Source organism: Phenylobacterium sp. (genome assembly GCF_035569475.1).
Lineage (GTDB): Bacteria > Pseudomonadota > Alphaproteobacteria > Caulobacterales > Caulobacteraceae > Phenylobacterium.
In genome coordinates this window covers 108,622-132,466 of record NZ_DATMNA010000038.1, presented here as the reverse complement: position 1 = coordinate 132,466, position 23,845 = coordinate 108,622, and the positions used below count along the sequence as shown (strand labels likewise).

22 protein-coding genes and 1 pseudogene are annotated in these 23,845 nt (G+C 68.7%); 18 read left to right on the top strand and 5 right to left on the bottom strand.

Translation table 11 applies throughout. From position 1 onward, the window contains the following. Positions 1–129: 129 nt before the first annotated feature. The gene (locus VNW53_RS06245; RefSeq protein ID WP_325554303.1) at positions 130–624 is read left to right on the top strand and encodes a hypothetical protein; all 495 of its coding nucleotides are present in this window, start codon (positions 130–132) and stop codon (positions 622–624) included. On the opposite strand, the gene VNW53_RS06240 is transcribed toward VNW53_RS06245, so the two are convergent. Then, complete coding sequence (locus VNW53_RS06240) at positions 625–1,059, bottom strand: Spy/CpxP family protein refolding chaperone (protein WP_325554302.1); 435 nt, start codon at positions 1,057–1,059, stop codon at positions 625–627. Here VNW53_RS06240 and sidA point away from each other — a divergent pair. Then, a complete protein-coding gene (gene sidA / locus VNW53_RS06235) occupies positions 1,019–1,336 on the top strand; it encodes a cell division inhibitor SidA (protein ID WP_325554301.1) in 318 nt (105 codons plus the stop codon). The two genes, VNW53_RS06240 and sidA, sit on opposite strands and share 41 nt — an antisense overlap. Before the next feature lie 29 nt (positions 1,337–1,365). After that, complete coding sequence (gene dnaE / locus VNW53_RS06230; protein WP_325554299.1) at positions 1,366–4,815, top strand: DNA polymerase III subunit alpha; 3,450 nt, start codon at positions 1,366–1,368, stop codon at positions 4,813–4,815. A gap of 119 nt (positions 4,816–4,934) precedes the next feature. Here dnaE and VNW53_RS06225 read toward each other — a convergent pair whose 3' ends face one another. Next, entirely contained in the window at positions 4,935–5,333 is a 399-nt protein-coding gene (locus tag VNW53_RS06225; RefSeq protein WP_325554297.1) for a hypothetical protein, read from the bottom strand. 252 nt (positions 5,334–5,585) lie between these two features. Between VNW53_RS06225 and rpsB the strand changes: the two are divergent. From rpsB to lpxB, 15 genes and pseudogenes are all read left to right on the top strand, one after another. After that, positions 5,586–6,374: pseudogene (rpsB, locus tag VNW53_RS06220) on the top strand (30S ribosomal protein S2); the annotation flags it as partial. A gap of 270 nt (positions 6,375–6,644) precedes the next feature. After that, positions 6,645–7,583: a translation elongation factor Ts gene (gene tsf, locus VNW53_RS06215; protein ID WP_325554296.1), complete on the top strand. Its 939-nt coding sequence runs from the start codon at positions 6,645–6,647 to the stop codon at positions 7,581–7,583. Positions 7,584–7,680: 97 nt separating this feature from the next. Continuing rightward, on the top strand, positions 7,681–8,400 hold the full coding sequence (pyrH, locus tag VNW53_RS06210) for a UMP kinase (protein WP_325554295.1): 720 nt from the start codon (positions 7,681–7,683) through the stop codon (positions 8,398–8,400). Between the two features lie 37 nt (positions 8,401–8,437). Further along, on the top strand, positions 8,438–9,004 hold the full coding sequence (frr, locus tag VNW53_RS06205; protein WP_325554293.1) for a ribosome recycling factor: 567 nt from the start codon (positions 8,438–8,440) through the stop codon (positions 9,002–9,004). Between the two features lie 55 nt (positions 9,005–9,059). After that, a complete protein-coding gene (gene uppS / locus VNW53_RS06200) occupies positions 9,060–9,839 on the top strand; it encodes a polyprenyl diphosphate synthase (protein WP_325554292.1) in 780 nt (259 codons plus the stop codon). Then, positions 9,817–10,683, top strand: a complete 867-nt coding sequence (locus tag VNW53_RS06195) for a phosphatidate cytidylyltransferase (protein WP_325554290.1) — start codon at positions 9,817–9,819, stop codon at positions 10,681–10,683. Before uppS ends, VNW53_RS06195 begins: the two co-directional genes overlap by 23 nt. Then, a complete protein-coding gene (gene dxr, locus VNW53_RS06190; protein ID WP_325554288.1) occupies positions 10,671–11,876 on the top strand; it encodes a 1-deoxy-D-xylulose-5-phosphate reductoisomerase in 1,206 nt (401 codons plus the stop codon). The genes VNW53_RS06195 and dxr overlap by 13 nt, the downstream gene beginning before the upstream one ends. A 24-nt stretch (positions 11,877–11,900) precedes the next feature. Further along, on the top strand, positions 11,901–13,118 hold the full coding sequence (locus tag VNW53_RS06185; RefSeq protein ID WP_325554287.1) for an RIP metalloprotease: 1,218 nt from the start codon (positions 11,901–11,903) through the stop codon (positions 13,116–13,118). A 29-nt stretch (positions 13,119–13,147) separates the two neighbouring features. After that, positions 13,148–15,631: an outer membrane protein assembly factor BamA gene (gene bamA / locus VNW53_RS06180; RefSeq protein WP_414693247.1), complete on the top strand. Its 2,484-nt coding sequence runs from the start codon at positions 13,148–13,150 to the stop codon at positions 15,629–15,631. 8 nt (positions 15,632–15,639) lie between these two features. Further along, positions 15,640–16,329 (top strand): OmpH family outer membrane protein, encoded by a 690-nt coding sequence (locus VNW53_RS06175; RefSeq protein WP_325554286.1) that lies wholly within the window; start codon positions 15,640–15,642, stop codon positions 16,327–16,329. Positions 16,330–16,364: 35 nt separating this feature from the next. After that, the gene (lpxD, locus tag VNW53_RS06170) at positions 16,365–17,381 is read left to right on the top strand and encodes a UDP-3-O-(3-hydroxymyristoyl)glucosamine N-acyltransferase (protein ID WP_325554284.1); all 1,017 of its coding nucleotides are present in this window, start codon (positions 16,365–16,367) and stop codon (positions 17,379–17,381) included. Next, positions 17,378–17,851 (top strand): 3-hydroxyacyl-ACP dehydratase FabZ, encoded by a 474-nt coding sequence (gene fabZ / locus VNW53_RS06165; RefSeq protein ID WP_325554282.1) that lies wholly within the window; start codon positions 17,378–17,380, stop codon positions 17,849–17,851. The genes lpxD and fabZ overlap by 4 nt, the downstream gene beginning before the upstream one ends. Further along, entirely contained in the window at positions 17,848–18,645 is a 798-nt protein-coding gene (lpxA, locus tag VNW53_RS06160; protein ID WP_325554280.1) for an acyl-ACP--UDP-N-acetylglucosamine O-acyltransferase, read from the top strand. Before fabZ ends, lpxA begins: the two co-directional genes overlap by 4 nt. Before the next feature lies 1 nt (position 18,646). After that, positions 18,647–19,486 carry a UDP-2,3-diacylglucosamine diphosphatase gene (gene lpxI, locus VNW53_RS06155; RefSeq protein WP_325554279.1) on the top strand — a complete coding sequence of 280 codons (840 nt, stop codon included), beginning with the start codon at positions 18,647–18,649 and terminating at the stop codon, positions 19,484–19,486. Continuing rightward, entirely contained in the window at positions 19,483–20,670 is a 1,188-nt protein-coding gene (gene lpxB, locus VNW53_RS06150) for a lipid-A-disaccharide synthase (protein ID WP_325554277.1), read from the top strand. The genes lpxI and lpxB overlap by 4 nt, the downstream gene beginning before the upstream one ends. Here the strand turns inward: lpxB and VNW53_RS06145 are convergent. The 3 genes from VNW53_RS06145 to gltX form a co-directional block, all read right to left on the bottom strand. Then, on the bottom strand, positions 20,667–20,993 hold the full coding sequence (locus tag VNW53_RS06145; protein ID WP_325554276.1) for a hypothetical protein: 327 nt from the start codon (positions 20,991–20,993) through the stop codon (positions 20,667–20,669). The two genes, lpxB and VNW53_RS06145, sit on opposite strands and share 4 nt — an antisense overlap. An 80-nt stretch (positions 20,994–21,073) precedes the next feature. Further along, on the bottom strand, positions 21,074–22,357 hold the full coding sequence (gene gltA / locus VNW53_RS06140) for a citrate synthase (RefSeq protein WP_325554275.1): 1,284 nt from the start codon (positions 22,355–22,357) through the stop codon (positions 21,074–21,076). A gap of 56 nt (positions 22,358–22,413) precedes the next feature. Next, positions 22,414–23,823 (bottom strand): glutamate--tRNA ligase, encoded by a 1,410-nt coding sequence (gene gltX / locus VNW53_RS06135; RefSeq protein WP_325554273.1) that lies wholly within the window; start codon positions 23,821–23,823, stop codon positions 22,414–22,416. Positions 23,824–23,845: the final 22 nt, after the last annotated feature.

Below are 23,845 nucleotides of genomic sequence, written 5' to 3'. Positions count from 1 at the left end.
GTAAGCAATCGGTCGCGGAAGTCTTTGTAAGGCGGGGTCTTTTCCGCTCACGCTTGAAGGCCTATCTTGGCTGTCGGGACGCTTACCGCAGGCCTCGAAAAGGCCTCGGCCTCTTTGGGAGGTCTTGAGTTGAAGACGATCGTTGGCGCGCTGGCAGGCGCGTCCTTGCTGGCCGCGGCCTTGCCGGCGGCGGCGCAGTCCCACGGCGGTTGGAGCCATGGCGGCGGGGGTTCGCCCGGAGCGCCTTCGGCGGGCGGCCATGGCGGGTTCGGCGGCGGCTACCACGGAGGCGGCTGGCGCCCGGGCTATGGCGGCCACTTCGACCATCCGCACGGCGGTTTCTACCGGGGCTACGGCTATCCGTTCTACGGCGCGGGATTCGGGCTAGGCCTGGCGCTCGGCCTGACCGCCTACGACCCCTGGTTCTATGACGCGCCGTACTACGGCTACTACGCCCCCTATCCGCCGCCCGGGGGATACTACTATCCGGCGCCGGCCTATCCCGCGGCCGAGGCCTACCCGGCTCCGCCGCCCAGCCAGGTCGCGCCGCCCCCCGCGGCTTGCGGCTCCTGGTCCTGGGACACGGTCAAGCAGGTCTACAACTGGGTTCCCTGCGGCGCCTGATCAGGGGCGTCCCTGCGGGGTCCGGTCGCCGCCGGCGTCCGCTCCCGAGGCCAGGGTGTCGCGGTCGAACACCTTCTGCTGGTCCGCCGTCAGCTTGGCGTAGAAGGCGTTCACCGCCACGCTCTGGCGTTTGAAGTCGAGGCTGTCCTGCAGCATGGTCGCCTCGATCAGCGCGAGCCGCCGCGGCGTCGGCACCAGCGGCAGCAGTTCGCTGGTCGCGCGGTGGCGGGCCATGGCGTCCGGGCTCGGCGCGATGGCGAGGGTGTAGGCGCGCCAGGCGCCCTCCTGGTCATCGCTCAGCCGCAGGTCGTCGTGCAGCCTGATGAGTTCGGCGGTGACCGGTTGCTGGCCCGGCTTCTGACCCGGCGCCTCGCCGGCCGCGGCCGCGCCGCCGATGACCGTGCTCAGGCAGAAACCCAGAACAATCCAACGCATCGCAGAAGACCTTCAAGTCCATCGCCCTCGGGCGTCACCATGGCATGCACCGGCCTATCTGGGAACGCGCCGCCGGATTGCAATCGGCGTGTCATTGGGCCTTGACCTCGGGAACAAAAGGAGAATAAGAACGAAAACGGAACGCGATCGGCTTGTCCACAAGCCCGCCCACAGAAGGATGCGAGCGATGGTTCGTCTGGCCCGAGAATCACTGGCCTTTGTGTCGGTGGCCAGCTTTGTCTGGATGATGTGCGCTGTGGCGGCTCACATGGGCTGACCGCCATGCGGATGGGAGAGGCGGCAAGCGTGAGCGGCGGGGTCCCGAACGACACGACCGGGGGCTTCGTCCATCTGCGCGTCCGCTCCGCCTATTCGCTGCTGGAAGGCGCCATCAAGGCCGACAAGATCGGCGCCCTGGCGGCGGAGGCCGGGATGCCGGCGGTGGCGCTCACGGACCGGGCCAATCTGTTCGGGGCGCTGGAGTTTTCGGTCACCACCAAGGACACGGGCGTCCAGCCGATCATCGGCTGCGCGCTGCCGGTGACCGGGATCGGCGAGGCGCCCACGGACCGCTGGGCCAAGACGCCGACCGTCGTGCTGCTGGCCCAGAACGAGCAGGGCTACGCCAACCTCAGCGAGCTGTCCTCGGCCGCCTTCCTGGACATCGATCCCACCGACGAGCCGCACGTGGCCTGGGAGAAAGTCTGCGCCCACGCTGAGGGGCTGATCCTGCTCTCCGGCGGCCCGGACGGCCCGGCCGACCCGCTGTTCACCGCCGGCAAGGCCAAGGAAGGCCGCGCGGTCCTGGCGGAGATGCATCGGGTTTTCGCCGACCGCTTCTACGTCGAGCTGCAGCGGCATGAGCTGGCCGGCGAGGCCGCCGCGGAGCCGGACCTGGTGGCCTTCGCCTATGAGGCCGATGCGCCGCTCGTGGCCACCAACGACGTCTACTTCAAGACGCCGGGCATGCACCTGGCCCATGACGCCCTCCTGTGCATCGCCGACGGCGCCTTCATCGGCCAGGACGAGCGCCGCCGCGTCAGCGGCGAGCACTGGTTCAAGTCGGCCGCCGACATGCGCGCCCTGTTCGCCGACCTCCCGGAGGCCTGCGACAACACCCTGGACATCGCCCGGCGCTGCGCCTTCGCCGTGCCCAAGCGGGACCCGATCCTGCCGCGCTTCCCGACCGAGGGCGGCCGCTCCGAGAACGACGAACTGGCGCACCAGGCCCGCGAGGGCTTGAAGGCGCGGCTGAAGATCAACGGCCCGGCGCATCCGCTGGAGGTCTATGAGGAGCGCCTGGAGAAGGAGATCGGGGTGATCACCTCGATGGGCTTCGCCGGCTACTTCCTGATCGTTTCGGACTTCATGAAGTGGGCCGTGGCCCACGACGTGCCGGTGGGGCCCGGCCGGGGCTCCGGCGCGGGTTCGCTGGTGGCCTGGTCGCTGATGATCACCGGCCTCGACCCGCTGAAGTACGGCCTGATCTTCGAGCGCTTCCTGAACCCCGAGCGGGTGTCGATGCCCGACTTCGACATCGACTTCTGCCAGGAGCGCCGCGACGAGGTGATCGCCTACGTGCAAGCGCGCTATGGCCGCGACCGGGTCGCCCAGATCATCACCTTCGGCACCCTGCAGGCGCGCGCGGTGCTGCGCGACGTGGGGCGGGTCTTGCAGCTTCCGCTGGGCCAGGTGGATCGGCTGGCCAAGATGGTGCCGGCCAACCCCGCCAACCCGGTGACGCTCGCCAAGGCCATCGAGATCGAGCCGCGCCTGCAACAGGCCCGCGACGAGGACGAGGCGGTGGCCCGCCTGCTGGACATCGCCCTGCAGCTTGAGGGCCTCTACCGCAACGCCTCGACCCACGCCGCCGGCATCGTGATCTCCGACCGGCCGTTGACCCAGCTCGCGCCGCTCTACCGCGACCCGCGTTCCGAGCTGCCCGCCACCCAGTTCAACATGAAATGGGTGGAAAGCGCCGGCCTGGTGAAGTTCGACTTCCTGGGCCTGAAGACGCTCACCGTGGTCAACAAGGCCATGAAGCACCTGGAGCGGCGCGGCGCGGGCTTCGCGCTCGAGACCCTGCCGCTGGACGACGCGGGCGCCTACGAGGTGATGGCCTCTGGCGCGACGGTGGGTGTGTTCCAGATGGAAGGGCAGGGGATGCGCGACACGCTTCGCCAGCTCCGCCCGCAGTCGCTGGAAGAGGTCACCGCGCTGATCTCCCTCTATCGCCCGGGGCCGATGGATTCGATCCCCGCCTACGTCGACACCAAGATGGGGCGAAAGCCGCTCGACGTCCTGCATCCGCTGCTGACCGACGTGCTCAGCCCGACCTACGGGGTGATCGTCTACCAGGAACAGGTGATGCAGATCGCCCAGATCCTGGCCGGATACTCCTTCGGTGAGGCCGATCTCCTGCGCCGCGCCATGGGCAAGAAGAAGAAGGAGGAAATGGACAAGCAGCGGGCGCGCTTCATGTCCGGCGCCGCCGAGCGTGGAGTCGACGGGAGCCTCGCCGACCTGCTGTTCGGCCTGATGGAGAAGTTCTCCGGCTACGGCTTCAACAAGTCGCACGCCGCGCCCTATGCGCTGATCGCCTACCAGACGGCCTGGCTGAAGGCGAACGCGCCGGTGGAGTTCTACGCGGGCTCCATGAGCCTGGACCTGGCCAACACCGACAAGCTGTCGGTCTTCTACCAGGACGCCAAGCGCAGCGGCGTGAAGATCAAGAGCCCCGACGTGAACCTCTCGGGCGCCGACTTCGAGGTCGAGGCCGGCGAGGTGCTCTATGCGCTGGGCGCGATCCGCAATGTCGGGCTGCAGGCCATGGAGCACGTGGTCGCCGAGCGGCGCGAGCATGGCCCCTTCCGCGACGTCTTCGACTTCGTGGAGCGGGTCGATCCCAAGCAGGTCAACCGCCGCACCTTCGAGACCCTGGCCCGCGCCGGCGCCTTCGACAGCCTGAACGCCAACCGCGCCCAACTGGTGGCGGCCGCCGAGGTCCTGGTTGGCCACGGCCAGGCGCTCGCCGCCGACCGGGCGGAGGGAAAGCGCAGCCTGTTCGGCGACGACCCGTCGGGCGCGCATCGCCCGCGCCTGCCGAAGACCGACCCCTGGACGCCGGTCGATCGGTTGGACGAGGAATTGTCGGCGGTCGGCTTCTACCTGTCAGGCCACCCCCTGGACGACCTCGTCGAGGCCCTGCGCCGCCGCCGCACCGACCTGCTCACCGACGCCATCGCCAAGGCCGAGGCAGGCGCGGAGGCCTTGCGCATGGCCGGCGTGGTGCGCCGCCGCCAGGAGCGCGCCGCCCAGGGCTCCGGCGAGAAGTTCGCCTTCGTCACCCTGTCCGATCCCACCGGCGAATATGAGGTGCTGTTCCCGCCCGAGAGCTGGCGGCGCTGCCGCGACCTGCTGGAGCCGGGGGCGGCGGTCTCGATCACCGTGCGCGCCCGGGCCAAGGACGGGGAGGTGCGTTTCTTCGGCGATTCCGCGGAGCCCGTCGCCAAGGCGGTGGAGAACGTGGTCGCGGGCCTGCGGGTGCACCTCGCGCCGCGCAGCGCCGAGATCGAGGCCCTGAAGAAGCGCCTCGAAGGCGTCACCAATCCGCGCGGCGGCGAAATCGTGCTGGTGGCCGGCGTCGGCGCGGGCCGTGAGGTCGAGCTGAAACTGCCCGGCCGCTTCGCCCTCGACGGCGCGGTGCGCGGCGCGATCAAGACCGCGCCGGGCGTGATCTTCGTGGAAGACCTCTAGCGGTTAGACCCTGACCGGTTCGGGTGGAAACGCCTGAACCGGATAGGCAAATGGTCAATCTTCAAGAGTCCAGAGCGCGTCGGACGGGTGAACCTGCTTCCGCTTCACCCTGATGCGCCCTAGTGCGGCCCGAACGGATCGAGCGCGGCGTCACGCCGGGCATTGGCGCGGTCGCGCTTGGCGCCGGCCTCGGGGGAGAACATGCCGTTTTGCCGAGCCTGCTCGGCCCGTGCCTGCTGACGTGCACGCTTCGCCTCGCCTGCGGGCGAGAAGGGGCCGTCCGTGGGCTCCTGGCTGTTCAACGTGCCATAGACCTTCGGCGGCTGACCGGGATTGTACCCCGAGTAGACCGACGCCGAAGAGGTGGGCGCCGAAGCGGCGGGGCGCGGCGCTTTCGGGGCCGCCGCGCCGTTCGGCGCACCCGCCAGGCCCGGCAGCGCCGGCAGGCCCGGAAGTTGGGCGTGCGCGACGCCGGCGGCCAGGCTGAGGCCCGCGGCCAGGACCAGGAACTGTTTCATCCGTTTCCCCCAGATTGCTGACTGAAATCCTACAACGCCAAGGCGAAGCTTCAAGCCGCCTTGCGCCTCATGCCGCGCAAACGGTTGATTTTTCCTGCCCAAGCCCTTAAGTCCGCGGCTCCAAATCCACACGCAGGTGTTTGGCGACGCGGCGGGGAGACATCCCGCCCGCTTCCATTCCGGTCCTCCCCAAGACATCCGTCGGCGGGAGGCTTGCCTGCGGCGGTCAACCGGAAGAAGGACTTTATACCCATGGCACTGCCCGATTTCTCTATGCGCCAATTGCTCGAAGCCGGCGCCCACTTCGGCCACCAGACCCATCGCTGGAACCCGAAGATGGAGCGCTACATCTTCGGCAGCCGCTCCAACATCCACATCATCGACCTGTCGCAGTCGATCCCGCTGCTCCACCAGGCCCTGGTGAAGGTGCGCGAAGTCGCCGCGTCCGGCGGCCGGATCCTGTTCGTCGGCACCAAGCGCCAGGCCTCCGAGCCGATCGCCACGGCCGCGCGCCGCTGCGCGCAGTACTATGTGAATCACCGCTGGCTGGGCGGCACGCTCACCAACTGGCGCACCGTCTCCGGCTCCATCGCGCGCCTGCGCGAACTGGAAGGCGTGCTGCAGACCGAAACCGGCCGCACCAAGAAGGAGCTGCTGCAGCTCAGCCGCGAGCACGACAAGCTGGAGCTCTCCCTGGGCGGCATCAAGGACATGGGCGGCATCCCCGACCTGATGTTCGTGATCGACACCAACAAGGAAGCCATCGCCATCCAGGAGGCGCGCAAGCTCAACATCCCGGTGATCGCGATCCTGGATACGAACTGCAACCCGGACGGCATCACCTTCCCGATCCCCGGCAACGACGACGCCGCGCGCGCCATCCAGCTCTATTGCGACCTGATGGCCGATTCGATCCTCGACGGCCTGGCCGCCGGCCAGTCGGCCGCGGGCGTCGACCTGGGCGCCTCGGAGTCGCCGATGGAGCCGGCCCTGGCCCGCTCGGACGCGCCGGCCGAAGCCAAGCCGAAGAAGGCCAAGGCTGAAGCGCCCGCCGCCGCCCCCGTGGCCGAAGCCGCCGTCGAGGCGGCTCCGGAAGCCGTCGCCGAACCGGTCGCCGACGCGCCGGCGGCTGAAGCGCCGGCCGCCGATACCCCCGCCGCCGAGGCGGAAGCTCCGGCGGCCGAAGCCACGAGCGAAGAACAGGCCGGCTGAGACGCGCCAAAGCGTCTCACTGGCCGACTACAAGTCCCTTTTGGGGGCGGAGTCCGTGAGGTCTCCGCCCGACCCCTATAGCTTTTGAAGGAGCTGACCATGGCGGAGATCACCGCTGCGCTGGTCAAGGACCTGCGCGAAAAGTCCGGCGTTGGCATGATGGATTGCAAGAACGCCCTGCAGGAAACCGGCGGCGACATGGAGGCCGCCATGGAACTGCTGCGGAAGAAGGGCCTGTCGAAGGCCGAGAAGAAGTCGGGCCGCGCCGCCGCCGAAGGCCTGGTGGCCGGCAAGGTGAGCGCTGACGGCAAGACCGGCGCGCTGATCGAACTCAACGCCGAGACCGATTTCGTCGGCAAGAACGACACCTTCCAGGCCGCGGCGCGCGACATTGCCGAGGTCGCCCTCACCGTGGAAGGCGTCGAGGCCATCTCCGCGGCCAAGACCCCCGGCGGCCAGACCGTCGCGGACATGGTCACGCACATGATCGCCACGATCGGCGAGAACATGCGCCTGCGCCGTTCCGCCCGCCTGACGGTGAGCCAGGGCGCGGTGTCGCTTTACCTGCACAACGCGCAGGGCGACGGCGTCGGCCGCCTGGGCGTGATCGTGGCCCTGGAAAGCGCCGGCGACCAGGCCGCGCTGAAGGATGTCGGCCGCAAGATCGCCATGCACGTCGCCGGCACGCCGATGCCGCCGCTGGCGCTCTCGACCGACGACCTGGATCCCGCCGCCGTCGAGAAGGAAAAGAAGTTCCTGACCGAGCAGGCGCTGGAAAGCGGCAAGCCGATCGGCGTGGTCGAGAAGATGATCGAAGGCCGCATCCGCAAGTGGCAGGAAGAGGTCGTGCTCCTGAAGCAGCCCTTCGTCATGAATCCGGATCAGACCATCGAGCAGCTCGTGGCCGAGACCGCCAAGACCGTCGGCGCGCCCGTCGCGCTGAAGGGCTTCGTCCGCTTCGCCCTGGGCGAGGGCGTGGAAAAGGCCGAAGGCCCTGACTTCGCTTCGGAAGTGGCGGCCATGTCCGGCCAGGGCTAAGCTCTCCGCCGACTCAAGAATAGAGGGCGCGGTGCGTTCGACGCGCCGCGCCCTCAGTGTATGTTGCGCTTGTGATTACAGGATCGGGACCTCGCCCATGCCGGACGGCCAGCCGCGCTACAAACGCATCCTCCTGAAACTCTCGGGAGAAGCGGGCGTCGGCGGCGAAGGCTTCGGCATCGATCCCAAGACCCTGCAGGCGGTCTGCGAAGACATCGCCCAGGTGGTCCAGGCCGGCGTCCAGATCTGCATGGTGGTGGGCGGCGGCAACATCTTCCGCGGCGCGGCGCTCGCCGAGAGCGGCATGGAACGGGCCAGCGCCGACTATGTGGGCATGCTGGCCACCGTGATGAACGCGCTCGCCCTGCAGGCCAGCCTGGAGAAGATCGGCGTCTACACCCGCGTCCAGTCGGCGATCCCGATGGAGACGGTCTGCGAGCCCTACATTCGCCGCCGCGCGCTGCGGCACCTGGAAAAAGGGCGCGTGGTGATCTTCGCCGCCGGCCTGGGCGCCCCGTTCTTCACCACGGACACGCCGGCGGCGCTGCGCGCGGCCGAGATGGGCTGCGACGCCCTGCTGAAGGGGACCAGCGTCGACGGCGTCTATACCGCCGATCCCAAGAAGGACGCGGACGCCAAGCGCTACGAAACCCTGACCTACAAGGAGGTCCTGTCGAAGGACCTGCGCGTCATGGACACCTCGGCTGTCAGCCTGATGCGCGACAATCACATCCCGATCGTGGTCTTCTCGATCCGCGAACGGGGCAATCTCCTGAAGGTGCTGAAGGGCGAGGGCGTCTTCACGACGATCGCCTAGAGGCGCTTTGAGACCCGCGACGAAGGGAGCGACCATCATGGCCACTGTGGAAAAACCGGTGCTGTCGAAATACCGCGACCGCATGGACAAGGCGGTCACCGCCTTGAAGGAAGAGTTCGCGAGCCTGCGCACCGGCCGCGCCTCGGCCAGCCTGCTCGACCAGATCACCGTCGAGGCCTACGGCTCGGCCATGCCGATCAACCAGGTGGGCGCCGTCTCGGTGCCCGAGCCGCGGATGATCAGCGTCAGCGTCTGGGACAAGGCGCTGGTGATCTCGGTGGAGAAGGCGATCCGCTCGGCGGGCCTGGGGCTGAACCCGGTCACCGACGGCCAGAACCTGCGCATCCCGATCCCGCCGCTCACCGAGGACCGCCGCAAGGAGCTGGTGAAGGTCGCCGGCAAGTACGCCGAGCAGCAGCGCATCGCCGTGCGCAACGTCCGCCGCGACGCCAACGAGGACCTGCGCGCCGCGGAGAAGGCCCACGTCATCAGCCAGGACGAAGAAAAGCGCCTGGAAGCCGATATCCAGAAGCTGACGGATGAGGCGATCAAGCGCGTGGACGAAGCCTTGAAAACCAAAGAACAAGAGATCATGCACGTTTAGCCGCAGTTTCGGCTGAACGCCGCAGCCGAAAGCCGCAAGGAACCGTTCCACCTCCATGGCCGTCCAAGAGAACACGCCGCCCGCCGGTGCGTCCGATCCCGGTTCGGGGGATCAGGCGCAACTGCACGTGGCTATCGTCATGGACGGCAACGGGCGCTGGGCGAAGCGCCGCGGCCTGCCGCGGACCGTGGGGCACCAGGCCGGCGTCGAGGCCCTGAAGCGCATTGTCCAGTCGGCGAACGACCTGGGCATCCGCTGGCTGACCATCTTCGGCTTTTCCACCGAGAACTGGAGCCGGCCCGTGGCCGAGGTGGCCGAGCTGATGGCCCTGCCGCAGCGCTACTTCCGCAGCGACCTGCCGCGACTCGAGCGCGAAGGCGTGCGGGTGCGGGTGGTCGGCCGCGAGGACGGCCTGTCGCGCGACCTCCTGAAGATCTGCCGCGAGGCCGAGGACCGCACGGCGCACAACAGCAAGCTCTTCCTGACCATCGCCTTCAACTACGGAGGCCAGGCCGACATCGCCGACGCGGCCCGCCGGTTCGCCCAGGACGTGGCCGCCGGCCGCGCCACGCCCGGCGACATGAACGAGGCCAAGTTCGCCCAGTACCTGTCGACCTCCGACCTGCCGCCGCCCGACCTGATCGTGCGCCCGTCGGGAGAGCAGCGGCTCTCCAACTTCGTGCTCTGGGAGGCGGCCTACGCCGAGTTCGTGTTTCAGGATGTCCTTTGGCCGGACTATTCGCCCGAACACCTCAAGGCCGCCATCGCCGAGTATCACACCCGTGATCGCCGGTACGGCGCTGTCCTGGCCGATGACGTCCTTGCCACAGGCTAGGCGCTTCGACTGGTCGAACCTGGCCTTGAGGATCGCGTCGGGCGTGGTGCTGGTCCCGACGGCGCTCTACGCCACGCTGGGTCAGCATCAGCACTGGATTCCCGCCCTGCAGGGGCGCCAGGAGCCCTTGCCCTACCTGCTGATGATCTCGATCGGGGTGGCGCTGCTGTCCATCGAATGGGGCGGGATGAGCGCCCCCGGCGCGCCGATCCGCGTGTCGGCGGCGGTGACTGCGGCGGTGCTGGCGGCGGTGTTCCTGGGCTACAAGGACCACTTCGTCCTGGGCTGGCTGGTCGTTCCGATCGGGGCGGCGGCCGCGGCCCTGGTGGCGCGCGGCGTGGCCGAGCGGCCCGCCGACGCGGCCTATGGCGTCTTCTACATCGCCCCGGCGGCGGTGTGCCTGATCTGGCTGCGGGCCACGCACCAGGGCGTCTGGTGGACCCTCATGCTGTTCGCCTGCACCTGGGGCGCCGACATCGGCGCCTTCGCCGTGGGAAGCACGTTCAAGGGGCCGAAGCTCTGGCCTCGGTTCTCCCCGAACAAGACCTGGTCGGGCTTCATCGGCGGCCTCCTGGCGGCGATGGGGGCGGGGACCCTGATGGCCTCCTTACCCTATTTCCAGCTCAGCCTGTGGGCCGCCGCGGCCATCGGTCTCACCGTGGGCCTGGCGACCATGGCGGGCGACCTCTGGGAATCCGCGCTAAAACGCCGGTTCGGCGTGAAGGATTCCGGGGATATCATCCCCGGGCATGGCGGCCTGCTCGACCGCGTGGACGGCTTGATGTTCGCCGTCGTGGTGATGGCCGCAGCGCGCCTCGCCAATCACCTAGGATGGGGACATTGAGCCTGCCGCGTAAAATCAGCGTTCTGGGATCCACCGGCTCGGTGGGGGTCTCGACGCTCGACGTCCTCAGCCAGTCCGGCGTGGAGGTCGAGGTCACGGCCCTGGCGGCCGGGCGCAATGTCGAACGGCTCGCCCAGCAGGCCTTGCGCTGGCGGCCGCGGATCGCGGTGGTCGGCGACGAGGCGGTGCTGCCGCAGCTTCGCGCCCTGCTGGCCGGCTCCGGAATCGAGACGGCCGCCGGGGCCCAGGCGACGGTCGACGCCGCGTCGGAGGACGTCCAATGGGTGATGTCGGCGATCGTCGGCTTCGCGGGCCTGGCGCCGACGCTCGCCGCCGCCCGGTCGGGCGCGATCGTGGCCCTGGCCAACAAGGAGAGCCTGGTCTGCGCCGGCCCCGAGCTGCTGCGCGCCGCGCGCCAGGCCGGCGGCATGGTGATCCCCGTGGACTCCGAACACTCGGCGATCTTCCAGGTGCTGGAGCCGCAGAACGCCGCCCAGGTTCTGCGGCTGATCCTCACCTCGTCCGGCGGGCCCTTCCGCGGCGCCACACGCGAGGCGATGGCGAAGGCGACGCCGGCGCAGGCGGTCGCGCATCCGAACTTCGCCATGGGAGCCAAGATCTCCGTCGACTCGGCCACGATGATGAACAAGGGCCTGGAGGTGATCGAAGCCGCCTACCTGTTCTCCATGCCCGCGGAGAAGATCGACGTGCTCGTCCATCCGCAGCAGATCATCCACAGCCTGGTGGAATATGCGGACGGTTCGACCCTGGCGCAGCTCGGGCCGCCGGACATGCGCCCGCCGATCGCCTGCGCCTTCGCCTGGCCCGACCGGCTCCCATGGCCGGCGAAGAAGCTGGACCTGGCGAGGATGGGCCCCTTGAGCTTCGAGGAGCCGGATCCGGTGCGCTTCCCGGCCCTGCGAATCGCCAAGGCGGCGCTGGCCACGGGCGGGGCGGCGCCCGCGGCGATGAACGCGGCCGACGAGATCGCCGTGGCGGCCTTCCTGAAACGGCGTATCGCGTTCCTTGATATTGCCGCAACAGTCGAGGAAACCTTGGCTCGGATGGATCGCCAGAACCTGCTCACGCCCCCGGACAACGACCCGGCGGAGGCCGCGCGCATCACCGATGCGACCGCGCGCCGCGTGGCGGATGAGGTGGTAAACGGCCTTATGGCCCCAGCTCACGCATGACGCGCGCGGAGGAATAGACGACCGATGCCCGGTTTGCTGGCCAATCTGCTGTTCTACATCCTCCCGTTCCTGCTGGTGGTGGGCGTCGTGGTCACCGTCCACGAGTTCGGCCACTTCCTGGCGGGCAAGGCGGTGGGCGCGAAGATCGACCAGTTCTCCATCGGCTTCGGCAAGCCGATCGCCCGCTGGGTGGACAAGTCCGGGGTGGAGTGGCGCCTAGGCTGGCTGCCGATCGGCGGCTTCGTCCGCTTCGCCGGCGACGACAACGCCGCCAGCGTGCCCGACACCGACGACCTGGCCACCCTGCGCCGCGAGGTCGTGTCGAAGGAAGGCGAGGCGGCGCTCAGCCAGTACCATCACTTCAAGCCGATCTGGCAGCGCGCGATCATCAGCGCGGCGGGGCCGCTGGCCAACTTCGTGCTGTCGACCGCGATCTTCGCCGGCCTACTCCTGGCCCTGGGCGAGCCGATCTCGGCGGCGCGGATCGCCAAGGTGTTTCCCAACACCCCGGCCGCCCAGGCGGGCTTCCAGCCGGGGGACATCATCGTCCGGGCGGACGGCAAGCCCGTGAAGTCGTTCGATACGGTCAAGCAACTCATCGTCCTGCGCACCGGGGTGCCGCTCACCTTCGTGGTGCAGCGGGGCGACAGCCAGGTCGTTCTGACGGCGACGCCGGCCCGCGGCGCAGTCACCGACGCCGTCGGCCACGTCCATCAGCTAGGCACCGTGGGCATCCAGTTCGCCGACCTGCCGCAGGACCGCAAGGTCGTGCGCTACGGCCCCATCCAGGCGCTGCGGGCCGGCGTCCTGCGCACCGCCGACGTGGTGCAGACCACGGTCTATTACATCGGCCGGATGTTCGAAGGCCGCGAGACCGCCGACCAGATCTCCGGCCCGCTGGGCATGGCGCAGATTTCCGGCGATCTTGCAAAACAGACCGCCGATGTTTCCAAAGACATCCCCACTTTCGCAATAAATGTCATGCTGACGACGCTCTTGCTGGTCGCCAACATTTCGGTCGGCATCGGATTCCTGAACTTGATGCCGATACCTGTGCTCGATGGGGGACACTTGCTGTTCTATGCCTATGAGGCGGTGGCGCGCCGCCCACTTGCTGCCAAGGTTCAGGCGGCAGGCTATCGCGTGGGCCTTGCACTCGTTCTCGGATTGATGTTGTTCGCGACTTGGAACGATCTACAGCGCCTGCGTGTGTTCAATTTCATCGGCGGGCTATTCTCCTAACCCCCGACTTTTCCCAAACGGCTGATTCGATGCACAGACACCGCGCCCGCAGCGCTGCGCTAGCTTCCGGTCTTGCCGGTCTTATGGCGACGACCGCACTAGTGAGCCCAGGGCTGGCGCTCGCGCAGGCTCCAGCCCCACCGCCGCCCGCGGCCGCAGCCGCCCCGCCGCCGGCGGCTCCCGTCGCCACCGCGCCCGCGCCTCAGGCCCCGCCGCCGGCCGCGCCCGCGCCGACCGGCGTAATCCAGCGCTTCATCGTGCGCGGAAACGAGCGGATCGAGCCCACCACGGTGATCTCCTACCTGCCGATGGTTGTGGGTGAGACGGTCGACGCGGCGAAGATCGACGCCGGCATCAAGGCCCTGGCCCGCACCGAACTGTTCTCCGACGAAAAGATCGAGCTCAACAACGGCGACATGATCATCACTGTCGTCGAAAACCCGATCATCAACCGGGTCCTGTTCGAGGGAAATTCGTCGATCAAGGAAGACAAGCTCAAGGACGAGGTGACGGTGCGTCCGCGGGGCATCTTCACCCGCGCCAAGGCCCAGGCCGACGTCGGCCGCATCGTCGAACTCTATCGCCGGGCCGGCCGGATCTCGGCGGAGGTGACGCCGCAGATCGTCGAGCTCCCGCAGAAGCGCGTGGACCTGATCTTCAAGATCGACGAGGGCGCCAAGAGCGGCGTGCTGCGGGTCAACTTCCTGGGCAACAAGGCCTTCTCGGACGACAACCTGCGCGACGTCGTCGTGACCGAGCAGAGCCACTGGTACAAATTCTTCTCCTCGAACGCCAACTACGACCCGGATCGGCTGGAGTACGACAAGGAGCAGCTACGCAAGTACTACCGCAACCGCGGCTTCTACGACTTCCGCGTGGCCTCCTCAGTGGCCGAGCTGGCGCCCGACAAGAACGGCTTCGTCATCACCTACACGGTCGAAGAAGGGCCGGAGTACAAGTTCGGCAAGGTCACCGTCGAGACGGACCTCAAGAAGCTCGACAAGAACGTGCTCGAGGCCCTGGTGCCGTTCCGCCGCGGCGACATCTACCAGGACGAAAAGATCGAGCAGGCGACGGACGCCCTGACCTTCGCCGCCGGCGCCGCGGGCTTCGCCTTCGTCGACGTTCGCCCACGCTACGTGCCCGACCGCGCCCGGGGCGTGGTGGACGTGACCTTCGACGTTAAGGAAGGTCCGCGGGTCTATGTCGACCGCATCGACATCGTCGGCAACACCCGCACTCTGGATTACGTCATCCGCCGCGAGATGAACGTCTCGGAAGGCGACGCCTACAACCGCGTGCTGGTCGACCGCTCGAAGAACCAGATCCGCGCGCTCGGCTACTTCAAGGACGTGGACATCACCGAGACGCCGGGCTCGGCGCCCGACCGCACCGGCCTGCAGGTGAAGGTCACCGAGCAGCCCACGGGCGAACTGTCGTTCAGCGCCGGCTATTCGTCGGTGGACCAGCTCGTGGTCGACCTGGGCATTTCGGAGCGCAACTTCCGCGGCCGCGGCGAGGACGTGCGCGCGCGCATTTCCGTGGGCTCGATCCGCCAGCAGATCGACTTCTCGTTCACCGAGCCGCGGTTCCTCGGCCGCGACCTGGCGGCCGGCTACGACGCCTTCTACTACAAGTACGACCTCACCCAATATTCCGCCTACAAGACCACTTCGGTCGGCACCGGGGTGCGGCTGAACTTCCCCTTGAGCCTGAACTCGCACGGCTCGCTGCGCTACACGATCCGCGACGACGACGTGGAGATCGATCCGACCTTCTGCGACCCGACGAACCTGATCGTCTCGACCTCGATCTGCGACCAGCGGGGCCACTTCCTGACTTCGTCGGTGGGCTACGGCTATCGCCTGGACCGCCGCAACGACGCGATCAATCCGACGCGGGGCTTCTACCTGGACTTCAACCAGGACCTCGCCGGCATCGGCGGCGACGTGAAGTACGTCCGCACAGAGGCCGAGGGCGCCTGGTACCACGGCTTCAACAAGACCTTCATCCTCAGCATCACCGGCAGCGCCGGCGACATCGAGGGCTGGGGCGGCGACCACGTGCGGATCAACGACCGCTTCTACAAGGGCGGCAACAGCTTCCCCGGCTTCCAGACCGCCGGCATCGGGCCGCGCGACCTGACCTTCGCCAACACCGGCACAAACCAGAACGACGCCCTGGGCGGCAAGGCCTACGCCATCAGCTCGGCCGAGCTGACGGTGCCGACCTTCCTGCCCGAGCAGTACGGCATCCGGGCGGCCGTCTTCACCTACGTAGGCGCCGAAGGCCTGTTGGACAGCTTCGACAAGAAGACGACCGACACCACCACGGGCCTGTCGATCATCAATCCGTTGATCAAGGACGATTTCGGCCTGCGCGCTTCCGCCGGCTTGAGCATCTTCTGGAAGTCGCCGATGGGACCCATCCGCTTCGACTTCAGCCAGATCCTCAAGAAGGAAGACTACGACAGGACCGAAACCTTCCGGTTCTCAACCAACACAAGATTCTAAGGGATATCATGACCTCCAAGCCTATCGTCGCCGGCGTCTGCGCCGCCGCCATCGCCCTCACCGCGGGCTCCAGTGTCTTCGCGCAGGCCGCCGCGCCCGCCGCGCCTGCCGCCCAGGCCGTGACCCATGGCCCGCCGCTGACCGGCGTCTGCATCTTCTCCTTCGAAACGGCCATCCAGACCTCGACCGTCGGCCATTCGGTGGACACCCGGATGCAGCAGATCGTCGCCCAGGTGAACGCCGAGCTGACCGCCGAGAAGACCGCCATCGACAACGACGCCAAGGGGCTCGACGCGCGGCGCGCCACGCTCGACCAGGCGACGCTGGAGAGCCAGGCCTCGCAACTGCAGATCCGCGCCAACGCCCTGCAGCGCAAGGCCCAGTTGCGCGACCGCGAAGTCTCGGCCACCGAGCAGAAGGCCGTCGCGAGGATCAGCCAGGAGCTGGAGCCGTTCATTCGCCAGAGCTACCAGTCGAAGGCCTGCAGCATCCTGTTGCAGCGCAGCGCGGTGATCATCGGCAACCCGGCCATGGACATCACGCCCGCGGTGGTGGCCGGCCTCAACGGCAAGATCACCCAGTTCGCCTTCGAGCGCGAACGCCTCGACCAGCCGGGCGCCCCGGCCGCTGGCGGAGCGCCGGCGATCGTCCAGACGCCGGGCCCGGCGCGGACCCCGGCCGCCCCGGCCAAGCGCTAAGCTCTTCAAGAAGGCGCGGATCGCGCAGAGAAACCATGCCCGATCCGCGCTTCTTCGAAGACCTAGGCCCGGTCAGCCTTTCCGAACTCGCCAGCCTGACCGGCGCGCAACTGGCGGACGCCTCGGCGGGCGAACGCCGGGTGCGGGCGGTGTCGATCATGGAGGGCGCGGCGGCCGACACGGTCACCTTCGCCACCGACCGCAAGTTCCTGGACCAGGCCGGGACCACCCGGGCCGGCGCCTGCTTCGTCCGCGCGGAGGTCGTCGACGCCCTGCCGGCCGGCTGCGCGGCCCTGGTGACGGCCTCGCCCCAGCTGGGCTACGCGCTCGCCGCCCAGCGCCTGCACCGGCCGCGGTTCCCGACCGGCGACAAGGGCGTGCATCCGTCGGCGCAGATCGAGCCCCAGGTCGAGCTCGGTCCGGGCGTCGTCGTCGGCGCAGGGGCCCAGGTCGGGCGCGGCACGCGCGTCGGCGCCAACACCGTGATCGGGCCGGGCGTGGCCATCGGGCGTGACTGCGACATCTCCGCCAGCGTGACCATCGGCTTCGCCCTGATCGGCGACCGGGTGCGGATCCTGGCCGGCGCGCGGATCGGCGAGCCCGGGTTCGGCGCCACGCCGGGGCCGAACGGCCTGGTGGACATTCCCCAGCTCGGCCGCGTGATCCTGCAGGACGGCGTGACCATCGGCGCCAATAGCTGCGTCGACAGGGGCGCCTTCGAAGACACCGTCATGGGCGAGAACACCAAGATCGACAATCTGGTGCAGATCGCCCACAACGTGCGGGTCGGACGCAACTGCGTCATGGCCGCCTATACGGGGATCTCGGGCAGCGTGACCATCGGCGATGGCGTGCAGTTTGGAGGCCGCGCCGGCGTGGCCGATCACCTCTCGATTGGCGCCGGCGCGCGCATCACCGCGGCGGCCGGCGTGATCAAGGATGTTCCGGCGGGCGAGACCTGGGGCGGCTATCCCGCTCGGCCGATCCGACAATGGATGCGGGAAACCGCGTGGCTTGCGAAACAGGCGAGCCGCAAGGAAGGGAATTCATGAGTCGCAAGGCGCCGGTGAGCGAAGCTCCGAGCGAAATCGACATCACCGAGGTGATGGCGCGGATCCCGCACCGCTACCCGTTCCTGCTGGTGGACCGGTGCGAGGAATACGTCGAGAACCAGTCCATCGTCGGCGTCAAATGCGTGTCGGTGAACGAGCCCTTCTTTCAGGGCCATTTTCCGCACTATCCGGTGATGCCCGGCGTGCTGATCGTCGAAGCCATGGCCCAGACCAGCGCGGTCCTGATGTCGAAGTCGCTGAACGTCGACGTCGCGGACAAGGCGATCTTCTTCATGTCGCTGGACAACTGCCGTTTCCGCGCCCCGGTGCGCCCCGGCGCCGTGATGCGCCTGGCGGTCGAGGTCACCCGCGCGCGCGGCGACATCTTCAAATTCAAAGGCCGCGCCCTGGTCGATGACAAGGTCGCCGCCGAGGCGGAGTGGGCGGCTATGGTGGTGGACACGAAGTGAGCGTTGATATCCATCCGACGGCCATCGTCGCCAAAGGCGCCGAGATCGCCGACGGCGTGAGCATCGGTCCCTACTGCATCATCGGCGAGCACGCGCGGATCGGACCGCGCACCACGCTCGCCAGCCATGTGGTGGTCGAGGGCCACACGCGGATCGGCGAGGACTGCACGATCCGCAACTTCTCCAACCTGGGCGGGCCGCCCCACCACACCGGCTACAAGGGCGAGCCGACCGAGCTGGTGATCGGCGATCGCAACAAGATCTGGGAACACGTGACGATGCACATCGGCACGGCCCAGGCCGGCGGCGTGACCCGGGTGGGCGACGACGGCATGTACATGGCCACCAGCCACGTCGGCCACGACTGCACCGTGGGCGACAACGTGATCCTGGCGCATTCGGCCACTCTGGGCGGCCACGTCCATATCGGCGACTTCGTGATGGTGAGCGGCTTGGCCGCCGTGCACCAGTACTGCCGCGTGGGACGCTATTCCTTCATCGGCGGCCTGGCGGCGGTGACCAAGGACGTCATCCCCTATGGCCTGGTGTGGGGCAACCACGCGCACTTGGAGGGCCTGAACCTGGTCGGGCTGAAGCGGCGGGACTTCGGCCGCGATACGATCGGCGAGCTGCGCTCGGCCTACCGGCTGCTGTTCGCCGAGGAAGGCACCTTCCAGGAGCGCATCGACGACACCGCCACCACCTTCGGCCACTCCGCGCCGGTGATGGAGATCATCGACTTCATCCGCGCCGACGCCGGCCGGCCGCTCTGCCTGCCCGAACGCGAGGTCTAGGATGCAGAAGCTCGGCCTGATCGCCGGGGGCGGGAGCCTGCCGGTCGAGATCGCCGAGCATTGCCAGCGGTCGGGCCGGCCGCTGTTCGTGATCCGCCTGAAGGGCTTCGCGGGCGAGGGGCTCGAACCCTACGCCGGCGCCGAGGTGGGCCTGGCCGAGCTCGGCAAATGCTTCAAGGCGCTGAAGCGCGCCGGCTGCCGCTCGGTCTGCCTGGCCGGCAATGTCGCGCGGCCGGATTTCACCGCCCTGATGCCTGACCTTCGGGGTCTCGCCGCGCTGCCGGCGGCGATCGCCGCGGCGCGCAAGGGCGACGACGCCCTGCTACGGATGCTGGTCGGCGAGTTCGAGAGGGAAGGCTTCGCCGTCGAAGGCGCCCATGAGGTGATGGACGACCTGACCCTGGGCGCCGGGCCGCTCGGACGCATCGCGCCGGGCCCGGAGAGCGAAGCGGACATCCGGCAGGCCGTGGAGGTCGCCCGCGCGATCGGCCGCCTGGACGCCGGTCAGGCCGCGGTGGTCTGCCGCGGGCTGGTGCTGGCCCTGGAGGCCGCCGAGGGCACCGACGCCCTGCTGGCCCGCGTCGCCGACCTGCCCGAAGCGCTGCGCGGACGGCCGGGCGCGGCGGTGGGCGTGCTCGCCAAGGCGCCCAAGCCTATCCAGGAAAAGCGCGTCGACTTGCCGACCATCGGCCCGGCCACGGTCGAGGGCGTCGCGCGCGCCGGCCTGGCGGGCATCGTCGGCGAGGTCGGCCACCTGCTGGTGCTGGAGCGCGAGGCGGTGATCGCGCTGGCCGACGAGCTCGGCGTCTTCATCCTGGGCGTGGAAGCGCCCGCGTCGTGAGCCGGGCCGCCAAGCGTCCGCTGACCGTCATGCTGGTGGCGGCGGAGGCCTCGGGCGACGACCGCGGCGCGGGCCTCGCGCGCGCGCTGAAGGCGCGCCTCGGCCAGGACGTGCGCTTCGTGGGCGTTGGCGGCGAACAGATGGCGGCCGAGGGCGTCGAGAGCCCCTTCGACATCGCCGACATCTCGATCCTGGGCCTGGCGGAGGGCCTCCTGGCCTATCCGCGGATCGTCCGCCGGGCCGACGAGACCGCTGCCCTGGCGTTGCGCGAAAAGCCGGACGTGGCGGTGCTGATCGATTCCTGGGGCTTCACCCTGCGGGTCGCCCAGCGCCTCCGCCGGCAGGCGCCGGGCCTGCCGCTGATCAAATATGTCGGGCCGCAGGTCTGGGCGACCCGGCCCGGCCGCGCCAGGACGCTGGCGGCGGCCGTCGACCACCTGCTGTCGATCCACGCCTTCGACGCCCCCCATTTCGAGGCCCACGGCCTGCCGGTGACCTTCGTCGGCAATTCGGCGCTCACGGTGGACTTCTCCAAGGCAAGGCCGGCGCGGCTGCGTCGGCGGATCGGCGCGGCGCCGAACGATCCGATCCTGATCGTCCTGCCGGGCAGCCGGCCGGGCGAGATCGAGCGCATGCTGCCGGTGTTCGAGGACGCGGTGCGGCGCCTGAAGGAGACCCATCCCCGGCTCCACGTGGTGGTCCCCGCGGCGCCCACGGTAGCCGAGACGGTCAAGGCGCGCGTCGCCGGCTGGTCGCACCGCGCCCATGTGATCGAGGGCGACGAGGGCAAGCTCGACGCGATGAAGGCGGCCACCGTCGCCATGGCCTGCTCCGGCACGGTGACCACGGAGCTCGCCCTGGCTGGCGTCCCCATGGTGATCGGCTACCGGCTGGGGCCGGTGACCGCCTGGATCGTGCGGAAGGTGCTGCTGCGCACCCGTTGGGTCACCCTGTTCAACATCGCTGCGCGGGCGTTTGTCGCCCCGGAGCTGATCCAGGGGGACTGCACGGGCCCGAACGTCGCGCGGGAGGTCGCCCTTCGGCTTGACGACAAGGCGCTGCGCGACCGCCAGGTCGCCGCCCAGTACGCCGCCCTCGACAAGATGGGCCGGGGCGGTCCCGACCCCTCGGAGGCCGCCGCAGAGGCGGTTCTGAAGATCTTGGCGGCCCGCGCCCCGGGCTAGGCGGAGACGGACTGGGGCAGCGGCGCCGGGACGTTGTATTTCCGGGCGTCCGGGGCGGTCCACAGCTCGTGGAGCTGCAGCACCTCCGGCTCGATCGGCGTCAGCCCCATCTTACGCATGGCCGGATAGACCCTCGCCTCGTTGAAGGCCTGCAGCTCCGCTTCGCTGTCCCAGATGTCGATCACCAGGAGCCCATCCTTGCCGAACGCGGCCTGGTGGAAGATCGCGCCGGTCGGCACGGGCTCGATGGGAACCTCGGCGCGATAGCGGTTGAAGGTTTCCGCATCGACGTCACTGGAGCGGTAGATGGCCATGATGGGCATGGCGGCCTCCATAGGTTGCGGGCGGATGGAATACCCGCCCGCGCCCAGGACCTGCCCATAACGGCGTGATGTCAATCGTATCAGGCGCGCTTGTCGACCGGCATGTAGGGGCGTTCGAGCGCGCCGGTGTAGAGTTGGCGGGGACGGCCGATCTTGTAGGCCGGGTCCTCGATCATCTCCTTCCACTGGCTGATCCAGCCGACGGTGCGGGCCACGGCGAACAGCACCGTGAACATCTCCGCCGGGAAGCCCAGGGCGCGCAGGGTAATGCCCGAATAGAAGTCCACGTTCGGGTAGAGTTTGCGCTCGATGAAGTACTCGTCCGAGAGCGCGATGCGCTCCAGTTCCAGGGCCACCTTCAGCAGCGGATCGTCGGCGTCCCCGACCTCGGCCAGCACCTCGTGGCAGGTCTTCTGCATCACCGTCGCGCGGGGGTCGTAGTTCTTGTAGACGCGGTGGCCGAAGCCCATCAGCCGGTAGCGGCGGTCCTTCACGCCCTGGATGTACTCGGGGATCCGGTCGACCGTCCCGATCTCCTTGAGCATGTTGAGCGCCTCTTCGTTGGCCCCGCCGTGCGCGGGCCCCCAGAGGCAGGCGATGCCGGCGGCGATGCAGGCGAAGGGGTTGGCGCCCGACGACCCGGCCAGGCGCACCGTGGACGTCGAGGCGTTCTGCTCGTGGTCGGCGTGGAGGATGAAGATCCGGTCCATCGCCTTGGTCAGCACCGGATTGGGCTTCCAGTCCTCGGCCGGGACCGAGAAGCACATGCGCAGGAAGTTCTCCGCGTAGGAGAGATCGTTGCGCGGGTGCACAAAGGGCTGGCCCTGGAAGTACTTGAACGCCCGCGCCGCGATCGTCGGCATCTTGGCGATCAGGCGATGGGCCGAGATCATCCGCTGCTCGGGATCGGTGATGTCGGTGGAGTCGTGATAGAAGGCCGACAGCGCCCCGACGGCGCCGGTCATGATCGCCATCGGGTGAGCATCCCGGCGGAAGCCCTGGAAAAACCTATCGAACTGCTCGTGCAGCATGGTGTGATAGGTGATCGTGTGCTCGAACTCGGAATATTGCGCAGCGTTCGGCAGCTCGCCGTGCAGAAGCAGGTAGCAGGTGTCGAGGAAGGTCGACTTCTCGGCCAGCTCGCCGATCTTGTAGCCACGGTGCAGCAGGATGCCGGCGTCGCCGTCGATGTAGGTGATCTTGCTTTCGCAGCTCGCGGTCGAGGTGAAGCCCGGATCGTAGGTGAAGGCGTCGCTCTCGGCGTAGAGCTTGCGGATATCGATGACGTCCGGACCCGTCGTGCCCTTCAGGATGGGCAGGTCGATGGTCTTGCCGCCGATGCTGATCTTCGCTGTGTCGGCCATGCCTGTCCTCTTCGGATACCTTGACTGAAACGTTTGTTCGGACGGCTTATAGCGCGTTAGCCGCCAAGCGAAAGCGCATCGTCGAGGCGAGCCAGGCTTTCGGCTTTTCCGAGCGCAACCAGGGCGCCGGCGAGGTCCGGCGCAGGCGCTCCGCCCGAGAGCGCGGCGCGCAATCCGGGCCCGATCTTGCCCAGGCCGACACCCTCGCTTTCGGCGAAACCGCGGTTGACGCCTTCCAGGGTCTGAACGTCCCAGGCGGGCGCCGCGTCCAGGGCCTGGCGCAGGCGGCCCAGCCGCTCGCGGAACTCCGCATCGGTCGCCAGGTCGCGGGCCTTGTCGGTCATCTCCAGCGGCCGGCGGCGCAGCGCGAAGACCGTGGCGTCGGCCAGCTCCAGCGTCGTCTTGGCCCCGTCGCGCACGAAGGGGATGACGTGGGTCAGGAGCGCGATGTGGTCGTCGTGCAGGGGAAAGTCGCGGCTCCTGTGGATCGCCGCCACCAGCCCCGCCAACCGCGCCGGATCGGCCTGGCGGATGTAGTGGTTGTTGAGGTGGTTCAGCTTGTCCCAGTCCAGCCGCGCCGGGGCGCCCACCACGTCCTTGATGTCGAACCACCCCACGGCCTGCTCGTCGGAGAAGATCTCGTCGTCGCCATGGCCCCAGCCGAGCTTGGCCAGGTAGTTGCGCATGGCCTCGGGCAGGTAGCCCATGTCGGCGAACTCGCTGACCGCCTGCGCGCCATGGCGCTTGGAGAGCTTGGTCCCGTCGGGTCCGTGGATCAGCGGCAGGTGCGCCCAGACCGGCGGGGTCCAGCCCAGGCCCTGGTAGATCAGGGTCTGGCGCGCGGCGTTGTTCAGGTGGTCGTCGCCGCGGATCACATGGGTCACGCCCATCTCGTGGTCGTCGACCACGACGGCGAGGTTGTAGGTCGGCGTGCCGTCGGTGCGCAGCAGGATCAGGTCGTCCAGGTCCTTGTTCTGGAACCGCACGGGCCCCTTCACCTGGTCGTCGATCAGGGTCTCGCCCTCAAGCGGCGACTTCAGGCGCACCACGAACGGCCGGTCCGGCGCGTCGTTGGGCGAAAGGTCGCGCCAGGGCGAGCGGACGACCCGGCCTTCGGCGCGGGCACTGGTGCGCTCGGCCTCCAGCTCGTCGGGAGTCATGTAGTCGCGATAGGCCGAGCCGCGGGCCAGCATCTGGTCGACGGCCAGGCGGTGGCGCTCGGCGCGACTCGCTTGGAAGACCGGCGTCTCATCCGCCTCGAGCCCCAGCCAGGCGAGGCCGTCGAAGATCACCTGCACCGCCTCCGCCGTCGAGCGCTCGCGGTCGGTGTCCTCGATGCGCAACAGGAACTTGCCGCCGGTGTGGCGCGCATAAAGCCAGTTGAACAGCGCCGTCCGGGCCGTACCAATGTGCATGGCGCCGGTGGGCGAGGGGGCGATCCGGGTGACGACGGGGCTGTCGGACATCGAGATTGAAAAACCTGGAGAC